A 19,816-nucleotide genomic window follows, 5' to 3' on the forward strand; every position below is an offset into this window, starting at 1 on the left:
GGGAGCGTTGATTTCGAACGAGCTCATCTTTGGCCAGCCTTGCGATAGTTGGCAAATAAAGTACTGTGCTCGGCAGGGCAAGCGAAGGGGCAACCAATGGCTCTACTCGAGACCGCCCTCGCCCGAGTTCTGCAGACGCCCGGCATCGCCGGCGCCGCTGTGGTGGACTCGGTGACGGGCCTCTCCTACGCCTCGCTGGGGGAAACGGGCGCGAGCCGGGACGCCCACGCCCTCGTCGGTATCGCCGACGGCGGCCTGCGGCAGGCGGGATGCGCCGACGAGCTGGAGAGCATCGTCGTCACCACCCCGAGCACCCACCATGTGACCTTGAGCATCGCCCGGGACCGCGATCCGGTCCTGCTGTGCGCGACCGTGGACCGTGACCGGACGAACCTCGCCTGGGTACTGCAGGACCTCACCCGGCACGCGGACGCACTGCTGGCATGAGCGGGAACGACGACGCCGAGAAGTCCCCCGCCCCCCGCAACCTCCCCTCCCTCCTGTCCGGTCTGCACGCTCAGCGCCGCTCCTGCACCGTCGCCGTCTCCGGCAGTCCCGGCGGCACCATCCATGTCCGCCAGGGGCTGGTGGTCGCCATGGAGACTCCGGGGGCCCCCGGGGCCGAGGCGATCCTGCTCAAGTCCGGCCGTCTCACGGAGGAGGCGTGGACGGCCGTACGCGCCACCGACAGCACCCACGAGCATCTGGCGCGGGAGCTGGTCGCCGCCGAGCTGATCGGCGCCGGGGAGCTGGAGGTCGTCAGCCTCGGCGCGCTGTTCGACGCGGCCTTCGCCCTCTCCCTCAACCGGCCGACGGACTGGGAGGTCGGCGATCCCGTCCCCGTGCTGTACGCCGGAGCCGGGGTGCCGCCGGAGCGGCTCGTCGCCGAGACGACGCGCCGCTTCGGGATGCTGGACAAGGAGCCCGGCGCGATCGCGCGGTCCGCCCGCGACCGTGTCCACCCGACCCCCTCCGCCGGCCTGCCGGAGTCCACCGCCCGGCTCTCTCCCCGCCACCTGGACCTCCTGTCCGCCGTCGACGGGCGCCGGACGCCCCGGGACCTCGCGTTCTCGCTGGGCCGCGGTCTGTTCGCCGTCCTCCTCGACCTCGGGTACCTGCTCGGGCTCCGGCTCGTCGAGTACCCGACCCCGCCGGGCGCCGCCGGACGCCCGAGCACCGCGCCCCGTACCCCCGCCCCCTCCCCCTCGGCCCCGCCCGCCCCCGCGACGACCGGACTCCCCCGGCGCCTGACGCGCCGCCCCGGCCCTCAGCCGGCCGCCCCGGACCCCTCCGAGCGCCGCCCCTGACGCGGCCGGTTCCCCCGTCGCGCCCGTCCCGTCCCCGCCCGAACCGCTCACCAGGAAGAAGACAACATGAGCGACCCCGTGAACGACATCCTCATCTCCTTGCGGGACAAGGTGATGGGTGTCACCGAAAGCACGCTCGCGACCGTCGACGGACTGGTGGTCGCCAGCGACGTCAGCAAGACACACGCGGAGTCCATGGCCGCCGTCGCCGCGGCCACCCTGTCCCTCGGGCGCCGCCTCGCCGACCAGGCCTCCACCGGCACCCTGCGGGAGATGAGCGCCCAGTGCAGCGCCGGGCATGTGATCGTCACGGCGGTCGGGGAGCGCGCGCTGCTCGCCGTCATGGCGGACGAGGGCCTGGACCTGGCCGCCTTCCGCCGGGAGATGCCCGCGCTGGTGGCGGAGCTCGGCGGCATCCTGGACTCCGACACCCCCGCCTAGCGGCCCTCCGGCTCACACCGGATCCCCGTCGATCTCGAGCTCCTCGACCTCCCTGGCCGCCTCGACCCCCGCGAACTCCTCGGGCTCCTCGGACTCGTCGTCCTCCTCCAGCAGGTAGGGCGGGCGCATGACCACGAGACGCTGCACCTCGTACGACATCTCGGTGACCCCGGGATCGGGCGGCGGGTGGTAGCGGCCCGCGCACACCGAGAGGTTGACGATCAGGTACGCGTACCAGCCGCGTCCCACTCCCCGCCGGTCGACGAACACCTGCCGGCCGTCGACCCACCAGACGACAGACCGTCTGCCGAACTCGACGCGCAGGTCGATCCAGGCGCCGGGGCGGATCGCCGGGTCCCGGTAGTAGAGGTTGCCGCCGCGGACGTGGTTGCTCAGCTCCAGGAGATCGGGGTTGTCGGGGTGGTACTCGAAGACGTCGATCTCCTGGTCGCCGTCCCGCCAGGTCCAGATGGCGGGCCAGGCCCCCATCTCGTACGGCAGTCTCACCCGTGCCTCGAGCACGTCACCGGTGCGGACGGTGAAGGCCTCCTCGCTCCCCTCCGTGGTGAGCAGGCCCGCGTTCCACCGCCCGTCGCGGCGGCGGGTGGCCCGGAACGTCCCCGACCGGGAGTAGGCGGGATCCGAGACCAGGTAGTCCAGTTTGTTGTCGTCGGGATTGATCGGTCCGCCGTTCGGATACGCCCACGAACGCCCCGCCACCCACTGGCTGGTGGAGGTGAAGTCCGCGGTGAAGACGGCCGCGGGTCCGCGCCGGGCCGCGGTGGCCTCGGGCGAACTGTCGGATGCGGGATTCTCCATGGCCGGATGCTGCTCCGCATATGACCTGGGCATTCGGGATCGCGGCGGATCCACGGCAAGGACAACCCGTGTGAGTGACAGCGCTCGGCGTGTCGCGCGCTCGCGGCCCTGAAGACGGCTCCCGGACAGGCCCTACCAGGGCGAAGGCCGACCGGTGCATGCCGCCGTCGCTCAGGCGATGCCCCCGTTGGCGAACACGATCTGCCCGTTGATCCAGCGGCCCGGACCGGCGAGGAAGGCCACGGTGGTGGCGATGTCCTCCGGGGTGCCCAGCCGCTCCAGCGGGGGCTGCGCGGCGAGGCGGGCGATCGCCTCCTCGTCCTTGCCCTCCAGGAACAGCGGGGTGGCGGTGGGCCCGGGGGCCACCGCGTTCACCGTGATGTCCCGGCCGCGCAGCTCACGGGCCAGCACCATCGTCATGGCCTCCACGGCCCCCTTGCTCGCCGCGTAGGCGGCATAGCCGGGGAAGGACAGCCGGGTCACCGAGGTGGAGAAGGTGACGACCGCGCCACCGGAACGGACCCGCCGGGCCGCCTGCTGGGCCACCACGAAGGTGCCGCGCACATTGGTCCGGGTCAGCCGGTCGAACGCGTCGAGGTCGTACTCGGCGACCGGCCCGAGGACCATGACGCCCGCGGTGTGGACCACGACGTCGATCCCGCCGAAGGCCCGCTCCACCGCGTCGAACGCCGCGGCCATCGCGTCCTCGTCGGCGACGTCCCCGCCGACCGCGACCGCGCTGCCGGCGGCGGCCTCGACGGCGGCGACGGTCTCGTCCGCCGCGGTCTTGTTGCCCGCGTAGTGCACGGCGACGGCCATGCCGTCGGCGGCGAGCCGCAGGGCGACGGCCCGGCCGATGCCACCGGAGGCACCGGTGACGAGGGCGACCCGCGGGGTCCGCTTGCTCTCGGGCATGTTCATGCCTTGCCCCCACTCTTCACTGAACACCTTCACTCAGGGTGAGCCGGTCGGACGAAACCCGGGAGGTCGGCACCGAATGGCGGGACCAGCGGAACCAGCAGAACCGGCAAAGCCGCCGCCGACGAGGTGCGCGCCGACGTCCTCGACGCGGCCGGTGCCCTGCTGCTCGACAGGGGCATGGGCGCGTTCACCATCGAGGCGGTCGCCGAGCGGGCCGGGGCCAGCAAGACCACGATCTACAAATGGTGGCCGTCGAAGGGGGCGCTCGCGCTCGACGGCTACTTCCACGCCGTGGAGTCCGCGCCGGCCTTCCCGGACACCGGTGATCTGGAGGCGGACCTGACGGCACAGCTGCGGTCGTTCGTCCGGGTCCTCACCGGGACCCCGGCCGGCCGGGTGATCGCCGAGCTGATCGGCCAGGCCCAGACCGACCCGGATCTCGCCGCCGCCCTCCGGCAGCGCTACTCCGGACCGCGCCGGGAGTTGGCGGTCCGGCGGATGCGGCGGGCACGGGAGCAGGGAGAGCTGCGCCCCGACGTCGATCCCGAGGTCCTCGTGGACCAGCTCTGGGGCGCCTGTTACCACCGGCTGCTGCTGCCCGACCTGCCGGTCACCGAGGAGTTCGCGGCGAGCCTGGTCGGCAATCTGATGCGGGGGGTGCGCGCCTGACCGGTACCTCTCAGGGTGCGCTCAGCGGCGGCAGGCTGGGCCGGAGACTCCGGCGCTCCCCGGCCGTCATCGCGCCCCACACCCCGTGCCGCTCGCCGTGCCGGACCGCCCAGGTCCCGCAGGCGCGCATCACCGGGCACCGGCGGCAGACCGCCCGTGCCTGCTCGATCTGCCGCCGGGACGGGCCGTCCTCGCCGATCGGGAAGAAGAGCTCGGGGTCCTCGGAACGGCAGGCCGCCGCCTCACGCCAGTTCAGGGAGGGAAAGGAGTTCATCGGCACCTCCGGCGACCGCTTCGCCGCCTCCGCGGGGCAGCCCGACTGCGCGACGCCCTTCGCATCGCCGGGCCCGGCGGAGGTAGAAAGAAATATAGGCACTTCGAACCGTTTGGGCCATGGCCGCGGAGGGCGCGGTTCCGGGCGGTGGGCGGCGACGGGCGCCCACCGCGGCGACAAGGAGGTCACCGCACCCATGAGACCGGCCGAAGCAGGGGGCCGCGGCCCCCGCGCGCGTCTGGGCGAGGGCCTCTTCACCCGGGTCGCCGGACCGGACGGCGAACGCCGCCGGGCCCGTATCCACGGCACCCCCGGCCCGCGCTGGTTCGGGCCGGAGCGTCCGGTCCGCCGGGTGCACGGGGACGCCTCCATGTTCATCGGCGGTCTGTCCGCGCTGCTGCTGCAGTCGCTGCATCCGCTCGCCATGGCCGCCGTGGCCGCCCACTCGGGGTACCGGGGCGACCCGTGGGGCCGGCTCCAGCGCACGAGCGCCTTCCTGGCCACGACGACGTACGGCACCGCCGAGCACGCCGAGCAGGCGTGTGCCCGGGTGCGGGCGGTGCACGAGCGGGTGCGGGGGCTCACCGGGAGCGGTGAGCCGTACCACGCCTCCGATCCGCATCTGCTCGCATGGGTGCACATCGCCGAGACGGACAGCTTCCTGCGCGCCCATCAGCGCTACGGCGCGCATCCGCTGTCGGACGCGGAGTGCGACGGCTATGTCGAGGACATGGCGCGGGTCGCCGTGGAGCTGGGCATCCCCGATCCGCCCCGGAGCAGGGCTGAACTCTCCGAGCGGCTGGCCGCCTACCGCCCGGAGCTGGCCGTCACCGAACAGGCCCGGGAAGCCGCCCGTTTCCTGCTGCTGCACCCGCCCGTGCCGCTCGTCGTCCGGCTCCCGTACGGGGTGCTCGCCGCCAACGCCGTGGCGCTGCTGCCCCGGTGGGCGACCGAGCAACTACGGCTGCCCAGGCTGCCGTTGGTCGAGGACGTCTGCCTGCTGCCCCTCGGCCGGGCCACGACCGCGACGATCCGCTGGGCGATGGCACCGGCCCGGCAGCGCGTGACATCGGCCGCCGGCTGATCCCGTGACGGACGGCCCGCACCTGCGGGCCCCGGATCCTCAACTCCCGTACACGCGCGCGAACACAGTCCCTCCCACCTCTGGCCCTGGCGGGCTACCGGGCGGTATACAAACTCCGGCGAACAGCACGGCGGCCGTTCGGGCCGCCGGCGCCGGCCCGGGTGGGCTCGGGGGGAGGAGCTGCGATGCAGCGCGAGGTACGCGGAGAGGTTTCGCTCGGACGGCGTCACAGAGGGGTCACCTTGCTTGCGGCGCTGGGTGGTTGCGCCCTGGTCGCCGCCTCGGCGGTGCCCGCGGCGGCGCACGGTGGGGGCGGTGAGGGCGGTGGGAAGACGAAGGAGTACGTGGCCCTCGGGGACTCGTACACCTCCGGTCCTTTCATCCCGCAGCAGATAGACGTCAACTGCGCCCGGTCCGACCACAACTACCCGTCGCTCGTGACCGCGCGGCTCGGCGCGACCCCCTTCAAGGACGTCAGCTGCTCCGGGGCGACGACCGAGCACATGTGGAAGGCGCAGGGCACCAACGGTCCCCAGCTCGACGCGGTGGGCCGCAACACCGACCTGGTGACCGTGCAGATCGGCGGCAACGACATCGGTTTCGGCACCATCATCGGGACCTGCGCCACGCTGGCCGCGCAGGACCCGGCCGGCAACCCCTGCCAGAAGTACTACGGGGCCTCCGGGGTCGACCAGTTGAGCGTCACGATCGCCAGGACGGCGCCCAAGGTGGCCCAGGTGCTGCGGGACGTGCACCGCCGGGCGCCGCACGCGCGGGTGCTCGTCGTCGGCTACCCGGACCTCCTGCCCGACGACGGCAGCGGCTGCGCGCCCTCGGTGCCCTTCGCGGCGGGGGACTTCCCCTACCTCCGGGACACCGAGAAGCGTCTCAATCTGATGCTGCGTCTGGTGGCGTACGGAAGCCGGGCGGAGTACGTCGACACCTACGGGCCGACCGTCGGGCACGACATGTGCAAGCCCGCGGCGGACCGCTGGATCGAGCCGCTCAGGCCCGCCTCCCCGGCGGCGCCCGCCCACCCCAACGCCAAGGGCGAGGCCGCCATGGCGGACGCCGTGCTGTACCGCCTCGGCAGGGGACGGTACGGCCGCTGACCCCGGCGCCCGTCAGGCGAGCGCTCTGCGGGCGTACGGCACCAGCCGTACCGGCCCCGACAGTCCGTGGTCCTGGCGGGCGACGCTGCCGAAGACGGCGGGCTGCGCCACCCTCAGCCGGTTGACCAGCGGGGTCGCGACCTCCACCTCGATCAGGTTCCGGCCGGGGCGCAGCAGCGCGCCGACCTCCACCACGGGGTGGAGCCGGTCGACCGCCGGTGCGCGTGTCCCGTTCACCGTCACCCGTACGGTGTCGCTGACCACGCCGAGCTCCAGCCGCGCGTCGTGGGCGGCCGTCCATGCCTTCGGCAGGGTGACCGTCGTGCGGTAGCGGCCGATGCCGGCGGAGTCGGCGAGGTCGGGGATGCGCGACCAGGGCAGCAGGGTGTCGAGCGTGAGGGTGCGGCGCAGGCGTTCGGTCTGCGTCGGTCCGGCCCCCGGCGACCAGTCCTCGACCTCCAGGTCCCACCGCTCCGGGGTGATCGGGTCGGGCACGGACGCGACGGTGGAGGTGACGGTACGGCCCGTGGAGAGACGGGTGGTGTACGTGCCGGGCGTGGCGGTGCGGACCGTCAACCCCCGTTCGGTGTACAGGACTTCGGGGGCGTCCGTGGTGACGGCGTACGGGCGGCCTCCGTGGCGGTCGCCGAAGAGGCCGGGGCGGCCGAGGGCCACGATCACGACCTGTCCGGGCTGGAGGGTGACCCGCAGGGTGAGGTCGTCGCCGTCCTCGGTGTAGCGGGCCAGGCGCACGGCCCGCCCGGTCCAGGGGTCGAGCAGATACGGCACGGCCGTGCGGCCCCGGGTGCGGCGCAGGGTGACGTCGTGGTCGAGCGCGGCCACGGGCGGCTTGACCGTCTCCGCGTGCTTGCCGTTGCAGAGGTAGTAGAAGTCGGCGTCCTCGGTGGCGCGGTGGGCGTTGAGGAGGGTGGAGGCGGTGGCGTGGCGTACGTCGGCGGTGACGCCCAGGCCGGCGAGGGCGTCGCCGACGGCCGCCTTGTCGGTGACGCGGACGACGGTGGGGAGGGCGAGCAGACGGGCGAGGACGTCCCGGAGCCGCTCGGTCTCGCCGTCGTCGGGGACGCCGGGGGTGACGGCCTGGTCGAAGGCGCCCAGCAGGACGACGGGCAGTCCGGCGCTGGCCAGGGCCAGCAGTCTGCGGGCGTCGGTGAGGGCGAGGGTGGGGGTGGAGCCGTAGAAGAAGTCCCCTTCGACGAACAGGGCTTTGTAGGCGGGTCCTTCGGGGGCGAGTCGGCCGCCGCGCACCGTGGCGTTCGGCAGGCTCAGCAGGGGGCCGCTGAGGAACTGGTGGGTCCAGCCGAGCGGGACCCCGGTGGCGGTGAACCAGGAGGCGCCGATGCCGGTCGCGGTGTAGCCGGTCTGGCGGAGGATCGCGACGTCCGCGCGGGCGGTGCCGGACTGCAGGACGGTGTGGACGCGGCCCAGGTAGTCGGCGATGTCGTTGAGGTGGCGCCAGGTCGGCTGGCGCGGGCCCCATGACTCGCCGTAGCCGGGCCCGCCGTTGTAGGGGCTGAAGGCGGCGAAGCCGGGCCAGCTCGCCCCGGGGACGGTGGCGTAGGAGAAGCCGTGCACGACGGTCTGGTTGACGCCGGCCGCGTAGGCGCCGCCCATGGTGCGCAGGAACCGGTCCCACGTGGTGCTGTACGCCGACCCGTTGTAGGCGCCCGCCTCGCAGGACAGGACCGTGCGCCCGGCCATGTCCCGGCCGCCGGCCAGGCAGCGATGGTCGTCGAGGTTCTTGAAGCCGAGGGACTCGCCCTCGGGGATGTCGAGGATCACGGCCGAGGCGATGGCGTCGGTCTGCAGGCCGTAGGGCTGGGCGCGCAGGTTCATGCCGAGCGAGTGGGCCCAGTCGCGCAGGGCGCGGACATGGTGCCGGTTGAAGAGGCCGGAGACGGTCTCCCAGAAGTCGTGCCGGATCTGCCGGGTCAGCTGCGCCTCGAAGGCGAACACCTGGTTGGAGCCGTCGAGGATCACGGCGGGCAGATACGGCAGCAGGGGGCGTCCGGTGTGCTGCTCGAAGGCCTCCGGCAGAGCGGGCGTCCAGGTCAGCCCGGCGGTCTCCAGTTCCACGGAGTCCTCGAAGAAGGCGCCGCCGGCCGCCCTCAGCAGGCCGCGCAGGGACGGTGTCAGGATCTCCCGCTCCCAGAAGCCGGTGACGGCGGCGGTGCCGGCCGCGCCGAGGTGGTCGACCACGTAGGCGGCGGGCGCGGAGTGGGGGCCGGACTCGGGCTGCTGGGCCGAGCCGCGCAGCCAGTAGGCGAGCAGCACCCAGTCGCCGTCGTCCGGCGCGGTCCAGGTCAGGCCGGCGCCGGTGACGGTGGCGGTGAGGTCGCGGACGCTGGAGGGGTCGAGGCCCAGTTCCTTGCGGGTGGAGTACGCGGGCTCGATCCGGGCGGCCTGCACGGCGAGGAGCAGTTGGCGGGTCACGCCGGTGGCGGGGGCGCGGCCGGGGGCGGGCACCGGGCCCTCGTAGCGGGTTCCGGCGGTCAACCGGACCCGTCCGAGGACGAGTTCGCGGGCGGCGGCCTCGTCGTCCGGGGTGAGGCCGGGGACGGCGACGGGCCAGCTGGGGCCGAGGGTGAGGTCGAGGGTGAGGCCCCGGCGGGCGGCGCGGCGCAGGGCCGCCTCGACGCCCTCGCGCCACGGCCGGCTCGCCCAGCCGTGGTGGGCGGTGTCCAGGACCGACTTGTCCTTGACGCTGTGGTGGACCGCGGCGATCTCCGCGCCACCGAACCCGGCGTCGGCGATCGCGTCGACCTCCCGGGCGATCTCGTCGGGGTCGACCAGACCGTCGGGCCACCACCAGCGGAACTTCGGGCGCAGGCCGCGTACCGGATCGGCGAACCAGCCGGCGGACGGGCCGTGTTCATGGGCGGTCTCCGGACCCGCCACGGCCGCCGCCGCAGCGGGTCCCGGTCCCACCGTCGCGACGGCTCCCGCCGTGAGCCCGGCGGCCAGGACGGTACGGCGGGACAGGCCGCGCGACGAGACGCTCTCCGGCACAGGACGCTCCCCAGGGTCGTGACCACGAGAGGAGGAGTGAAGCATGGAGTGAATCGTTTCAATCCCCTTCTCAAAACGCCGGAACGTTATGCCGCCCTCTCACACGAGGTCAAGAGGCGTGCATTCACGCCCCGTTGAGGCGCCGAGTCGGTCATCATGACGGGATGGAGCAACGTTTCATCGGCATACCCGAATGCGATGACGGCTGGGACGGCGTCGAGGCGGTCGTCGTGATCGACGTGCTGCGGGCCTTCACCACGGCCGCCTGGGCGTTCACCCGGGGCGCGGAGCGGATCTTCCTGGCCGAGTCGCTGGAGGAGGCGCGCGCCCTCAAGTCGGGCAACCCCGAGTGGATCACGCTCAAGGACGGGTCACCCGAGCCGGGCTTCGACACCGTCAACTCCCCCGCCCTGGTGCGCTCCCTCGACCTGGCCGGGCGCACGCTCGTGCAGAAGACGACCCACGGCACCGTCGGCGCGCACGCCGCACGCAACGCCCCGCTGCTGCTGTGCGCCGGTTTCACCGTGGCCGCCGCGACCGCCGGCGCCCTCCGCGCCGTACGGCCCCGGCGGGTGACGTACGTGATCACCGGCCGGGACGGGCGCGCCGAGGAGGACCTCGCCTGCGCCGAGTACATCGCCGACCTGACCGCCGGGCGTACGGCGGACCCGGCACCGTATCTGCACCGCGCGGCCGCCTCCGCCGCCGCCGCGGGACTCGCCGACGGAGTCCGGCGCGGCCACCGCGGGATCCACCCGGAGGACATGACCCTGTGCCTGGAGGCGGACACGCACGACTTCGCGATGGCGGCGGCGGTGCGGGAGGGGCGTGTGATCCTGCGCCGCCGGGACGCGGGGCGATGACCTGAAAAATCCCTTTGCCGGACTTCGCCCCGTGAACCGAGACTGAGGGCATGCTCGGATTCGTCAGGACCGACAACGAAGCCCTCGTCTCATGCCTCGGTGATCCCCAACGCACCGTGGCGGCATACCGCGAGCTGCTGCGCCGCGGGGAGAACGCGCTGAGCGCGATCCGCGTCGGCCTGCGCGACGCGGATCCGGCCGTCCGTGAGGGCTGCTGCCGCCTTCTCGATCACCTGGTCGACACCGGGTCGATGGGTCAACTCGTCGCCATGGCGGACGACCCCGACGCTCGCGTCAGGATCGCGGCATTCCATGCGCTGGCCTGTGACCGGTGCAAGGGCGAGACCTGCGCTCCGGGCCCGGACCGGGTCCTCGAACCCGCCCTCCGTCACCTGGCCGCGGACCCCGACCCACAGGTCCGGGCGAGGGCCGCCGAACTGGTCGGCAAGTTCGCCCACTCCGACGCACGCGCCGCCGCGGCCCTGCGGGCGTCCCACGCGAACGACCCGAGCCGCGCGGTACGCAAGAAGGCGGGCTGGTACGCCCCCGGCGGCACCATCTACCGACGGACCGCTCCGGCCTCGACCGGATCGCAGGACGGCGCTTGATCCCTGCGGCATTCCTGCGCCATCCCTGCGCCACCCCTGCGGCGGCAGCCGCTCAGGCCCCGGGCGGTCCCGCGCCGCCCTGGAGGCGTTCCAGGTCCGAGGGGCGTACCTGGATGACCACCATGGCGATCAGGGCGGCGAGGACGGTGAAGATCGCGGCCATGACGAAGGCGGCCGAGACGCCGGCGGTGAGGACGTGGTCGGACCAGGGGGCGGGGAGTTGGCCGGTGCGCTGGAAGCGGAGGCGTTCGGCGGGGGTGGCCTGGGCGAGGAAGGCCGGGATCTGGTCGTTCGCCTCGTTGCGGCTGGCCGTGCCGTACATGGTGACCAGGATGGACAGGCCGAGCGAACCGCCCACCTGCTGCGTAGCGTTGAGGAGGCCGGAGGCGGCGCCGGTCTCGGGCGTGGGGACGTTGGAGAGGGCCATCAGGGTCAGCGACACGAACTCCATGCCCATGCCGAGGCTGAAGACGAGCATGGGGCCGAGGATGCTGCCCGCGTAGGTGGAGTCGACGTCCGTGAGCGTGAGCCAGCCGAGGCCCGCCGCGGCGAGGATCGCGCCGACGACCATGAAGGGCTTGGGGCCGTACGTCGGCAGGAACCGTGAGGCGAGTCCGGCGCCGACCGCGATGACCGCGCTGACCGGCAGGAACGCGAAGCCGGCGGCGAGCGGGCTGAAGTCGAGCACGTTCTGGACGAAGAGCGTCAGGAAGAAGAACATGCCGAAGATCGCGGCGGCCAGGCACAGCATGATGCCGTACGTGCCCGCCCGGTTGCGGTCGGCGAACATGTGCAGCGGGGTGATCGGCTGCCGGGAGCGCCGCTCGATCAGGATGAACACGGCGAGGACGACGACGGCCGCGCCGAACGAGGCGAGCGTGAGGGTGTCGCGCCAGCCGTCCTGTCCGGCCCGGATGAAGCCGTAGACCAGCAGCACCATGCCGAGGGTGGAGGTGAACGCGCCGGCGAGGTCGAAGCGGCCCGGGTGGCGCTCGGACTCCTTGATGTAGCGGGGGGTGGCGAGCGCGATGAGCAGACCGATGGGGACGTTGACGAAGAGCACCCACCGCCAGTTCAGATACTCGACGAGGATGCCGCCGGCGAGCAGGCCGATCGCGCCGCCGCCCGCCGAGACCGCCGCGAACACGCCGAAGGCACGGTTGCGTTCGGGCCCCTCACGGAAGGTGGTGCTGATCAGGGCGAGGGAGGTCGGGGAGGCGATGGCTCCGCCTACGCCCTGCAGGGCCCGCGCGGACAGGAGTTGGCCCTCGTTCTGGGCGAGGCCGCCGAGCAGGGACGCGAGGACGAACACCAGCACGCCGACGATGAACACGCGCCGTCTGCCGAGGATGTCTCCCGCCCGGCCGCCGAGCAGCAACAGGCCGCCGAAGGTCAGCGTGTAGGCGTTGACGACCCACGACAGGCTGGTGGTGGAGAAGTCCAGGGAGCGCTGGATGTCGGGGAGCGCGATGTTCACGATGGTGATGTCGAGGACCACCATCAACTGGCACGAGGCGATGACCAGCAGCGCCATCGCGTGTCCGCCACCGCCGTTCTGCGGGGCGGTGGTCTCGGTCGCGGGGGTCGGCTGCGGAGCGCTGGTCATGGCGTCGTGTAGCCCGCCCGGAGCGGGCCCGAGGGAGGTGACCGTGGACGGTGGTGTCCAGGGCCGGATCCACCGTTCGACCGTACGCCCCCGCCCAGGCCGTCACCACTCGATCACCCGGGGGACACGGCGGCGCCGGGCCAGGACTCCCCCGCAGTCCTGGCCCGGCGCCGGCCCCGCGGATATCCGTGCCGCGGTTGATCACCAGGATGCGCCAGGTGCAGGCGGTATGTCGTTGGCGCACGGTCCACGGCTCGTTGGCACCGCGTCCACATCCGGCTAGTCCTCGTACGACGTCACCGCGGCCGACTTCGGCTCACCGCCGCGCGACGGCACCGCGGCCGCACCGGGAGCACCGCCTCACGCCGTCACCACGTCCGCGTCCCGCGCGCCGTCGCGCGCAGTCACCACACCCGCAGTCACCACCCCCGCAGTCACGACCCCCGCGCCCGGCTCGCCGGTGCGCGAAGCCCGCGCCCGCTCCCGTACTTCGCTGGGCGGGAGGCCGTGGGCGGTGCGGAAGGCGCGGGTGAACTCGGCGGCGCGGAAGAAGCCCCAGCGGGCGGCCACCGCGTGGATCGGCAGGCCGCTCAGGGCCGGGTCGGTGAGGTCGCGGTGGGCGCCCGCGAGCCGCTGGTCGCGGATGTAGGAGGCGATGCCGACGCCTTCGTCCTGGAAGAGGCGGTACAGATAGCTGCGGGAGATGTGGTGGGCCTCGGCGATCCGGGCGGGTGTGAGGTCCGGGTCGGCCAGGTGGCGGCGGACATGGTCCTTGATGTGCAGGACGAGGGTGCGGCTGCGGGTCTCCGGCGGCAGGCTCGGGTCGGCGTCCACGGCGTTCGCGAAGGCGACCGTGACCAGGTCGGCGACGACCGTGCCGAGCCGGGGGGCGTCGGAGGGCCGGTAGGGCCCGGTGTCCGAGATCAGCTGGCGCAGGAACTGGGCCAGTAGCGCGCCGCTGCCCTCGCGGCCCGAGACGAGGCCGCCCAGGATCCGGTCGACGCGGTGCCCCGGTACGGCCACGAGGGTGCGCGGGATCTCCACGCCGACGATCGTGACGGGGTCGGGGCCGGTGGACACCTCCCAGGACCGCGACGAGGAATTGGTGTGGAAGTCGTTGATCCGGTAGACGGCCTGGCGCCGGTCCCAGACGGCCGCGCCCTCGCCCTTCAGCAGGAGCGACAGATGGTACGTCTCGGGGTCGGACTGCCGGACGAGTCTGGCCGTGCGGTGGAACCTGAGGGGGTCCATGGTCGCCGGCCACACGACGACCTCGCCCAGCTCGATCACGCGCTGATGGCCGCGGTAGTCCTCGGTGCGGTCGGTGGTGAGCCGCATGGGTGCGTGGGTGCTCCCCATGCGCTGGGCCCAGGCGTCGAAGCGGTCGCGCGGCGGCAGGTCCATGGTTCGGAAGACCGACTCTCGCAACATTCAAGCAGTCAACCACACAGGTCGTAGCCCCTGTTGAGGGTGGCCCCCCGAGCACCCGCAGTCATATTACCGAACCGTAACCTACCGGCTGGTACCCGCGGTAACCCCCTGGTCGGTACCGTCCTGACAGTTCGTCTAAGAGCGGTACGGGGCTGCGGTCGGGACGACCGGCACTCCGTGCCGTCCCCCACCCGAGCCGCAGAGGAAGGCTCGGGCCTCCCTTCTCCCCCGGAGGTCCGCCATGCCCACCCCCACCAGACTGCTGGCCGCGGCCGTGACCGTGGCCGCCTGCCTCGGCACGACGGCCGTCCCGGCCGCCGCCGCCGACGACACGGCCACGGACGCCGTCGTCTCGCGCGGTGTCACCGTCCCCACCTTCTACAACCCGCCCGCCACCCTCCCGGCGGCCGACGGCGCCCTGGTCCGCACCGAAGCCCTCCCCCTCGCCCTGATCCTGCCCGGCGTCGACGGCCCGCTCCCCGGCACGGCGACCCGGCTGATGTACAAGTCCACGGACTCCGCGGGCGGGCCCGTCGCGGTCACCGGCGCCTACATCGAGCCGACGGCCGCCTGGCGGGGCAGCGGGGCCCGGCCGCTGGTCGCGGTGGCCCCCGGCACGATGGGACAGGGCGACCAGTGCGCCGCCTCCCTCGGACTGGAGCACCCGCTCACCGTCAATCTGCAGACGCTGTCGGTCGGTTACGAGAACCTGGCGATCTACCGGCTGCTCGCGCGCGGCATCGCCGTCGTGGTCACCGACTACCCCGGCCTGGGCGCGACGGACCGGCTGCACACCTACGTCAACCGGGTCGACGAGGCGCACGCAGTCCTCGACGCCGTCCGCGCCGCCCGCTCCCTCGGCGGTACGTCCCTCACGACCGCCTCCCGGGTCGCGCTGTACGGCTACAGCCAGGGCGGCGGGGCCACGGCGGCCGCCGCCGAACTCCAGCCCTCCTACGCCCCCGACGTCACCCTCGCCGGAACCTACACCGGCGCCCCGCCCGCCGATCTGGCCGCGGTCACCCGGGCCATCGACGGCAGCGACCTCGCGGGGGCGCTGGGCTGGTCGGTCAACGGGTTCGTGGAGTCCGACCCCAGGCTGAAGCCGATCGCGGAAGCGCATCTCAACGCGGCCGGCAAGGCGGCCCTCAAGGACCTGTCGACCATGTGCGTGGGCGACGCCCTGCTCGCCTACAACTCGGCCCGCAGCACCTCCTGGACCACGGACGGCAGTTCGATCAGCGACATCGTCGAGGAGGAGCCGGCGCTCCAGTCGTTCCTCGCCGACCAGCGCATCGGCACGCTGAGGCCGACGTCCCCGGTGCGGCTGGCGACCGGCACGGCCGACGATCTCGTCCCCCACGCCCAGGCGCGGGCGCTCGCCGTGGCCTGGTGCGCGAAGGGCGTGGACGTCACGTACAAGCCGGTGGTGCTGCCCGGCCTGGGCCGGGCGCTGCTCAACCACTTCGCTCCCCTGCTCACCGACCAGGGCGACGCGATCTCGTGGCTGACCGACCGGCTCGACGGCCGGCCCGCGTCGTCGAACTGCTCGACGCTGCCGCTGAAGCCATAGCACCGGGGGTCGCGACGCCGCGGAGATCCGTCAGCAGGGCCCTAGGCTGAGGTCATGACCGAGGTCGAGGTGGTGGAGTTGCTGGTGTCGACCGCGCACCGGTTCGCGGGACGTCCCTCGGCCGGACCGGCGGACGGGCCCGAGGACGAGCGGGTGTCGCGGGTGGAGGTCCGGCGGGGCCTGGGGCTGGTCGGCGACCGGTACTTCGGCCGTCCGGCCCACCGCGACGCGGCGGTCACCATCATGGCGGCCGAGAGTCTGCCGGAGCGGCCAGGAGGTTTCCTGGGCCTGCGGCAGACCCGGCGGAACATCCTGCTCCGGGGCTTCGACATCGACGCCTGCGTGGGCTCGACGATCGCGCTCGACAGTGGGGCAGGTCCCGTGGTGTTCGCCGTGAACCGGCCGGCCCGGCCGTGCGCCTGGATGGACGTCACGGTCGGGCCGGGGGCGCGGCGCGCGCTGCGCGACAAGGGTGGTGTGCGGTGCACGCCGCTGTCCGACGGCGTGCTGACCGTCGGCCGGGCGACGCTCGACGTGGTCGAGGCACCGCCCGGTCCCGGGTAGCGCCGGCGCCGGTCAGTCGAGGTGGTAGCTGTCGCCGTAGACCTTCCAGTCCAGCGGCGGGTCGAGGTCGAGGTTGCCCTTGCGCAGGAAGACCCGCTGGGCGGTGTCGACGCGGCTGGTGTCGCTGTGCGCCTCCTCCTGTTTCATGGCCCAGACGCGCGCGTCGAGGAAGGCGTTGAGGTACGTCGTCTCGTTGCCGCCCTGGGCGGGCGGCTTGGCGCTGCGCAAGGCGCGCTTGCGGATGTTGCGGAAGCTGGTGGGGTCGTCGCCGTCGCCGTGCATCACGATCGCGTCGTAGTAGACGAACTGGCCGAGGGCCCGCAGGCCGTCCGTCTTGCCCTGCTTGACGGCCGGGTTGAAGTAGACCCGGTCGCGTTCGTCGTTCTGCGCCCGCTGGAAGGCGGTGTCCTGGGCGGCCTTGCGCCAGTCCTTGGGGTAGTTCGGATCGAGCCCCGCGTGGGAGTCGCTGCCGTCGACCGAGCGGAGCGCCGGGAGGTACTTGGCGAGGACGTTGCCGGGCTTGCGGTCGGTGTAGAGCTCCACCAGGTCGAGCATGTCGCCGGTGCCGGAGCAGAAGCCGATGATCCCGGCGGTGTAGCCGCGGCCGTCGCCGATGTCCTCGATGTACTTGTACTGGGCCTTCCAGTCGAGCGAGGAGTTCTCCGCGCTCGACACCAGTTTCATCGCGATCTCCTTCTTCGCCGGGTCGTCGAGCCCGGCCGCGGCCACGGCGCCCGCCCGGGAGGGGGCGAGCAGCGGGGTGGCCGCCACGGCCCCGGCCAGGGCTCCGGTGAGGGCGAGGAAGGTACGGCGGGAGGCGGGTATGGGCACCACAGTGGCTCCAGGGAGTGGGGGGTGAGCGAACTGACAGGAAAGTTTCCTATCAAGCCACTGTCAGAGAAGTAACCCCATGGCGAGCATGTTCGTACGATCGAACGAACACACTTTCGGCCACCTCGCGTTGTGGCGCCCCGGGACTCAGCGCAGCCTGCCGAGGCGGGCGTCCTGCCACAGGTCGACGCCGGCGTCGGTGGCGTACCGGTCGATCTCGGCGAGTTCCTCGGCGCCGAAGTGAAGGTTCTTCAGCGCGGCCACGTTCTGCTCCAATTGCCCGGTCCTGGAGGCCCCGATGACCAGGGAGGTGACCCTCGGGTCGCGCAGCGCCCAGGCGAGCGCCATCTGCGCCAGGCTCTGGCCGCGGCGTGCCGCGATGTCGTCGAGGGCACGAAGACGCCCGAGCATGTCGTCCGAGAGCCAGGCCGCGTCCAGCGAGGTGCCCTGCGCCGCCCGCGAGTCCTCGGGGACGCCGTCGAGATAACGCCCGGTCAGCATGCCCTGGGCCAGCGCCGTGAATCCGATGACTCCGGCCCCCTCCTCCTGGGCGGCGTCCAGCAGGCCGTCGGTCTCGATCCAGCGGTTGAGCATGCTGTACGACGGCTGATGGATGAGCAGCGGCGTTCCCAGTTCCCGCAGCAGGCCCGCGGCGACGCGGGTGCGTTCCGCGTCGTAGGACGAGATGCCGACGTAGAGGGCCTTCCCCTGCCGCACCGCCGTGGCGAGCGCCGTCATCGTCTCTTCGAGGGGCGTGGTGGTGTCGAGGCGGTGGGAGTAGAAGATGTCGACGTGGTCGAGGCCCATGCGGCGCAGGGACTGGTCCAGCGAGGCCAGGAGGTGCTTGCGCGAGCCGCCGCCCTGTCCGTAGGGGCCGGGCCACATGTCCCATCCGGCCTTGGTGGAGATCACCAGCTCGTCGCGGTAGGGCCCGAGATCCTGCTTCATCAGGCGGCCGAAATTGAGCTCGGCGGAGCCGTAGGGGGGACCGTAGTTGTTCGCCAGATCGTGGTGGGTGATCCCGAGGTCGAAGGCGCGCAGCGCGATCTCCCGCTGCTTTTCGAACGGCCGGTCGTCACCGAAGTTGTGCCAGTACCCGAGGGACAGGACGGGGAGGTCGAGGCCGGAGCGTCCGGTGCGGCGGTAGAGCATTCCGTTGTCGTATCGCTCGGGGTGCGCGACATGGGTCATGACGGGGTCTCCCAAGAAGTCCGGGGGCACTGCGTCACAGAAAACCACGGATCTGCTCGACGGTCCGGTCCATCAGATCCCGCGGCGAGCACCTGGTCGAATCGACTTCGCAGAGCGGGCTGTGGGACCGGTAGACGCGCAGTACGACGGTACGGAAATCGTCGTCGCACGTCGCCCTGTCGATCGCCCGGCGGCGGTCACGTGCCCCCAGCCGCTCCACACGGACCGGCTCGTCGGCGGTGACCAGGACGGTGAGTGCGGGCGGAATGATGTCCAGGCCGGCGATCAGCGTCCGGGCCAGGGGCAGTCCCGCGGCCGTGAAGTACGCCTGGGTGGAGGCCACGTACCGGTCGCACAGCACGACCGGGCCCGGGTCGCCGACCGCGAGCCTGTCGCTGGTGTGCTTCACCCAGCTCAGATAGAAGAGCAACGCCGCTTCGGAGAAGGGGGCTTCGTCGAAGGCGGCGCGCGCGGCCGAGGCCGCGGCCGGCGGGGTGGCTACCCGGGGAAGGGCGAGCGCCTCCGCGACGCCACGGACCAGCGTCGTCTTGCCGACACCGTTCAGGCCCTCGAAGGCGATGAGTTTCCCGGCCGTCATCGCAGGGCGACCTCGGTGACGGTGCGGGCGACATACCGCGCCACGTCGTCCGACTCACCCCTGACCTCGGTGCACAGGGCGGAGAAACGGTCTCCGGGGAGCAGCAGACTCAGCACATGGTCGTTGATCCCCATACGGCACGCCCGGCCGTCCGCCGTCCGGCACTCCAGATGCCCCGGAAAGAGGTGCCGTCGTCCTGCGTCGACGACGGTGACCTGCCGAAGGTGCCGCTCCGCGACCGGGATGCTTGCGGGCAGCGGAAGCGAGGTGGCGTCCTCGTCGCTCTCCGCGTAGTGCAGATCGAGCTTGCGCGGCAGGTCGCCGTCGCGGATGACTCCTTTGAAGATGTTCCGTTCGGTCTCGCGGGGAACGGGGATGCCGTTCAGGGAGCGCATCCGTCGCATCGTGGACGACATTTCGGCTGCTCGGTCCTGCGAGAGGGAACTCGTTCTCAGGAGCTCCGCCCCGGCCGCGGGCCCGTTCGGCCCGTACACGACCAGGTCCAGATCGGAGTTCCGGTGCGCGAGGCCGACCAGGCGTGATCCCGTGACCCCCACCATGCCCTCGGGGAGCCCGGCAGCCAGGCAGAGGGTGCGAACGGCGGATCCCCGGGCCGCGGTCAGGGGATCGAAGTACTCGGTGAACGTGTCCGAATCCAGCGGTGCGACCCCGAGGGCGATTCCGTAGTGATGGACGGGATACAGGGGTACGTCGTACAGGTCGAGCACGGCTCCCGACATCACCTCGGCCTCGAAGACGCCGGGCTTGTGCCAGCGTCCGGCCGAGTGGTGGTAGCGCAGGAGCAGCAGGGCCTTTCCCGGCGGGTGATGCCGGCCGAACAGCCGGTAGACGGCACGGGGGGTGCGGACGAATCCGTACTCTCGCATCACCGCGGCG

General features: G+C 72.5%; 20 protein-coding genes. 10 read left to right on the top strand and 10 right to left on the bottom strand.

Translation table 11 applies throughout. The features are described from left to right. The first annotated feature begins 96 nt into the window (after positions 1-96). The 3 genes from ABZ464_RS20290 (at position 97) to ABZ464_RS20300 (ending at position 1,748) form a co-directional block, all read left to right on the top strand. Positions 97-447: a hypothetical protein gene (locus ABZ464_RS20290; protein WP_359278840.1), complete on the top strand. Its 351-nt coding sequence runs from the start codon at positions 97-99 to the stop codon at positions 445-447. After that, complete coding sequence (locus ABZ464_RS20295; protein ID WP_359278842.1) at positions 444-1,307, top strand: hypothetical protein; 864 nt, start codon at positions 444-446, stop codon at positions 1,305-1,307. Before ABZ464_RS20290 ends, ABZ464_RS20295 begins: the two co-directional genes overlap by 4 nt. Positions 1,308-1,373: 66 nt before the next feature. Next, positions 1,374-1,748 (top strand): roadblock/LC7 domain-containing protein, encoded by a 375-nt coding sequence (locus ABZ464_RS20300; RefSeq protein WP_359278843.1) that lies wholly within the window; start codon positions 1,374-1,376, stop codon positions 1,746-1,748. Between the two features lie 12 nt (positions 1,749-1,760). Here ABZ464_RS20300 and ABZ464_RS20305 read toward each other — a convergent pair whose 3' ends face one another. Together ABZ464_RS20305 and ABZ464_RS20310 are read right to left on the bottom strand one after the other, a co-directional pair. Continuing rightward, entirely contained in the window at positions 1,761-2,567 is an 807-nt protein-coding gene (locus tag ABZ464_RS20305) for a beta-glucanase (protein ID WP_359278845.1), read from the bottom strand. Positions 2,568-2,738: 171 nt separating this feature from the next. Continuing rightward, positions 2,739-3,488 carry an SDR family oxidoreductase gene (locus tag ABZ464_RS20310; protein ID WP_359278847.1) on the bottom strand — a complete coding sequence of 250 codons (750 nt, stop codon included), beginning with the start codon at positions 3,486-3,488 and terminating at the stop codon, positions 2,739-2,741. Between the two features lie 126 nt (positions 3,489-3,614). Between ABZ464_RS20310 and ABZ464_RS20315 the strand changes: the two genes are divergently transcribed. After that, on the top strand, positions 3,615-4,157 hold the full coding sequence (locus ABZ464_RS20315; RefSeq protein ID WP_359278849.1) for a TetR/AcrR family transcriptional regulator: 543 nt from the start codon (positions 3,615-3,617) through the stop codon (positions 4,155-4,157). A gap of 10 nt (positions 4,158-4,167) precedes the next feature. Here the strand turns inward: ABZ464_RS20315 and ABZ464_RS20320 are convergent, their stop codons facing one another. Further along, positions 4,168-4,431 carry a WhiB family transcriptional regulator gene (locus ABZ464_RS20320; RefSeq protein WP_359278851.1) on the bottom strand — a complete coding sequence of 88 codons (264 nt, stop codon included), beginning with the start codon at positions 4,429-4,431 and terminating at the stop codon, positions 4,168-4,170. 196 nt (positions 4,432-4,627) lie between these two features. On the opposite strand from ABZ464_RS20320, the gene ABZ464_RS20325 reads away from it, so the two are divergent. Both ABZ464_RS20325 and ABZ464_RS20330 read left to right on the top strand, forming a co-directional pair. Then, positions 4,628-5,515 carry an oxygenase MpaB family protein gene (locus ABZ464_RS20325; protein WP_359278853.1) on the top strand — a complete coding sequence of 296 codons (888 nt, stop codon included), beginning with the start codon at positions 4,628-4,630 and terminating at the stop codon, positions 5,513-5,515. Positions 5,516-5,700: 185 nt separating this feature from the next. Continuing rightward, on the top strand, positions 5,701-6,627 hold the full coding sequence (locus ABZ464_RS20330; RefSeq protein WP_359278855.1) for an SGNH/GDSL hydrolase family protein: 927 nt from the start codon (positions 5,701-5,703) through the stop codon (positions 6,625-6,627). Between the two features lie 12 nt (positions 6,628-6,639). Here the strand turns inward: ABZ464_RS20330 and ABZ464_RS20335 are convergent, their stop codons facing one another. Next, the gene (locus ABZ464_RS20335) at positions 6,640-9,654 is read right to left on the bottom strand and encodes a glycosyl hydrolase (protein WP_359278857.1); all 3,015 of its coding nucleotides are present in this window, start codon (positions 9,652-9,654) and stop codon (positions 6,640-6,642) included. A gap of 164 nt (positions 9,655-9,818) precedes the next feature. Between ABZ464_RS20335 and ABZ464_RS20340 the strand changes: the two genes are divergently transcribed. Beyond that, positions 9,819-10,517 (top strand): 2-phosphosulfolactate phosphatase, encoded by a 699-nt coding sequence (locus tag ABZ464_RS20340; protein ID WP_359278859.1) that lies wholly within the window; start codon positions 9,819-9,821, stop codon positions 10,515-10,517. Between the two features lie 50 nt (positions 10,518-10,567). After that, a complete protein-coding gene (locus tag ABZ464_RS20345) occupies positions 10,568-11,125 on the top strand; it encodes a HEAT repeat domain-containing protein (RefSeq protein ID WP_359278861.1) in 558 nt (185 codons plus the stop codon). A gap of 52 nt (positions 11,126-11,177) precedes the next feature. Here ABZ464_RS20345 and ABZ464_RS20350 read toward each other — a convergent pair whose 3' ends face one another. Both ABZ464_RS20350 and ABZ464_RS20355 read right to left on the bottom strand, forming a co-directional pair. Further along, on the bottom strand, positions 11,178-12,731 hold the full coding sequence (locus ABZ464_RS20350) for an MFS transporter (RefSeq protein WP_359278863.1): 1,554 nt from the start codon (positions 12,729-12,731) through the stop codon (positions 11,178-11,180). A 360-nt stretch (positions 12,732-13,091) separates the two neighbouring features. Further along, entirely contained in the window at positions 13,092-14,135 is a 1,044-nt protein-coding gene (locus tag ABZ464_RS20355; protein ID WP_359278865.1) for an AraC family transcriptional regulator, read from the bottom strand. Positions 14,136-14,403: 268 nt separating this feature from the next. On the opposite strand from ABZ464_RS20355, the gene ABZ464_RS20360 reads away from it, so the two are divergent. Together ABZ464_RS20360 and ABZ464_RS20365 are read left to right on the top strand one after the other, a co-directional pair. Continuing rightward, positions 14,404-15,735 carry an alpha/beta fold hydrolase gene (locus ABZ464_RS20360; RefSeq protein WP_359278867.1) on the top strand — a complete coding sequence of 444 codons (1,332 nt, stop codon included), beginning with the start codon at positions 14,404-14,406 and terminating at the stop codon, positions 15,733-15,735. Between the two features lie 54 nt (positions 15,736-15,789). Continuing rightward, positions 15,790-16,299 (top strand): molybdenum cofactor biosysynthesis protein, encoded by a 510-nt coding sequence (locus ABZ464_RS20365; protein ID WP_359278869.1) that lies wholly within the window; start codon positions 15,790-15,792, stop codon positions 16,297-16,299. 12 nt (positions 16,300-16,311) lie between these two features. Here ABZ464_RS20365 and ABZ464_RS20370 read toward each other — a convergent pair whose 3' ends face one another. From ABZ464_RS20370 to ABZ464_RS20385, 4 genes are all read right to left on the bottom strand, one after another. After that, positions 16,312-17,130: a chitosanase gene (locus ABZ464_RS20370; RefSeq protein WP_359278871.1), complete on the bottom strand. Its 819-nt coding sequence runs from the start codon at positions 17,128-17,130 to the stop codon at positions 16,312-16,314. A 147-nt stretch (positions 17,131-17,277) separates the two neighbouring features. After that, positions 17,278-18,321: an L-glyceraldehyde 3-phosphate reductase gene (gene mgrA, locus ABZ464_RS20375; RefSeq protein ID WP_359278873.1), complete on the bottom strand. Its 1,044-nt coding sequence runs from the start codon at positions 18,319-18,321 to the stop codon at positions 17,278-17,280. A gap of 34 nt (positions 18,322-18,355) precedes the next feature. Then, a complete protein-coding gene (locus ABZ464_RS20380; RefSeq protein WP_359278875.1) occupies positions 18,356-18,919 on the bottom strand; it encodes an AAA family ATPase in 564 nt (187 codons plus the stop codon). Beyond that, complete coding sequence (locus ABZ464_RS20385; protein WP_359278877.1) at positions 18,916-19,806, bottom strand: nucleotidyltransferase domain-containing protein; 891 nt, start codon at positions 19,804-19,806, stop codon at positions 18,916-18,918. The genes ABZ464_RS20380 and ABZ464_RS20385 overlap by 4 nt, the downstream gene beginning before the upstream one ends. Positions 19,807-19,816: the final 10 nt, after the last annotated feature.

The sequence above is a fragment of the Streptomyces sp. NPDC005820 genome, from assembly GCF_040630255.1.
Lineage (GTDB): Bacteria > Actinomycetota > Actinomycetes > Streptomycetales > Streptomycetaceae > Streptomyces.

Bases quoted from the DNA above. Each gene is read 5' to 3' on its own strand.
- ABZ464_RS20290 (WP_359278840.1), top strand. From the start codon at position 97: ATGGCTCTACTCGAGACCGCCCTCGCCCGAGTTCTGCAGACGCCCGGC.
- ABZ464_RS20295 (WP_359278842.1), top strand. From the start codon at position 444: ATGAGCGGGAACGACGACGCCGAGAAGTCCCCCGCCCCCCGCAACCTC.
- ABZ464_RS20300 (WP_359278843.1), top strand. From the start codon at position 1,374: ATGAGCGACCCCGTGAACGACATCCTCATCTCCTTGCGGGACAAGGTG.
- ABZ464_RS20305 (WP_359278845.1), bottom strand. From the start codon at position 2,567: ATGGAGAATCCCGCATCCGACAGTTCGCCCGAGGCCACCGCGGCCCGG.
- ABZ464_RS20310 (WP_359278847.1), bottom strand. From the start codon at position 3,488: ATGAACATGCCCGAGAGCAAGCGGACCCCGCGGGTCGCCCTCGTCACC.
- ABZ464_RS20320 (WP_359278851.1), bottom strand. From the start codon at position 4,431: ATGAACTCCTTTCCCTCCCTGAACTGGCGTGAGGCGGCGGCCTGCCGT.
- ABZ464_RS20325 (WP_359278853.1), top strand. From the start codon at position 4,628: ATGAGACCGGCCGAAGCAGGGGGCCGCGGCCCCCGCGCGCGTCTGGGC.
- ABZ464_RS20330 (WP_359278855.1), top strand. From the start codon at position 5,701: ATGCAGCGCGAGGTACGCGGAGAGGTTTCGCTCGGACGGCGTCACAGA.
- ABZ464_RS20340 (WP_359278859.1), top strand. From the start codon at position 9,819: ATGGAGCAACGTTTCATCGGCATACCCGAATGCGATGACGGCTGGGAC.
- ABZ464_RS20345 (WP_359278861.1), top strand. From the start codon at position 10,568: ATGCTCGGATTCGTCAGGACCGACAACGAAGCCCTCGTCTCATGCCTC.
- ABZ464_RS20350 (WP_359278863.1), bottom strand. From the start codon at position 12,731: ATGACCAGCGCTCCGCAGCCGACCCCCGCGACCGAGACCACCGCCCCG.
- ABZ464_RS20355 (WP_359278865.1), bottom strand. From the start codon at position 14,135: ATGGACCTGCCGCCGCGCGACCGCTTCGACGCCTGGGCCCAGCGCATG.
- ABZ464_RS20360 (WP_359278867.1), top strand. From the start codon at position 14,404: ATGCCCACCCCCACCAGACTGCTGGCCGCGGCCGTGACCGTGGCCGCC.
- ABZ464_RS20365 (WP_359278869.1), top strand. From the start codon at position 15,790: ATGACCGAGGTCGAGGTGGTGGAGTTGCTGGTGTCGACCGCGCACCGG.
- mgrA (WP_359278873.1), bottom strand. From the start codon at position 18,321: ATGACCCATGTCGCGCACCCCGAGCGATACGACAACGGAATGCTCTAC.
- ABZ464_RS20380 (WP_359278875.1), bottom strand. From the start codon at position 18,919: ATGACGGCCGGGAAACTCATCGCCTTCGAGGGCCTGAACGGTGTCGGC.
- ABZ464_RS20385 (WP_359278877.1), bottom strand. From the start codon at position 19,806: ATGCGAGAGTACGGATTCGTCCGCACCCCCCGTGCCGTCTACCGGCTG.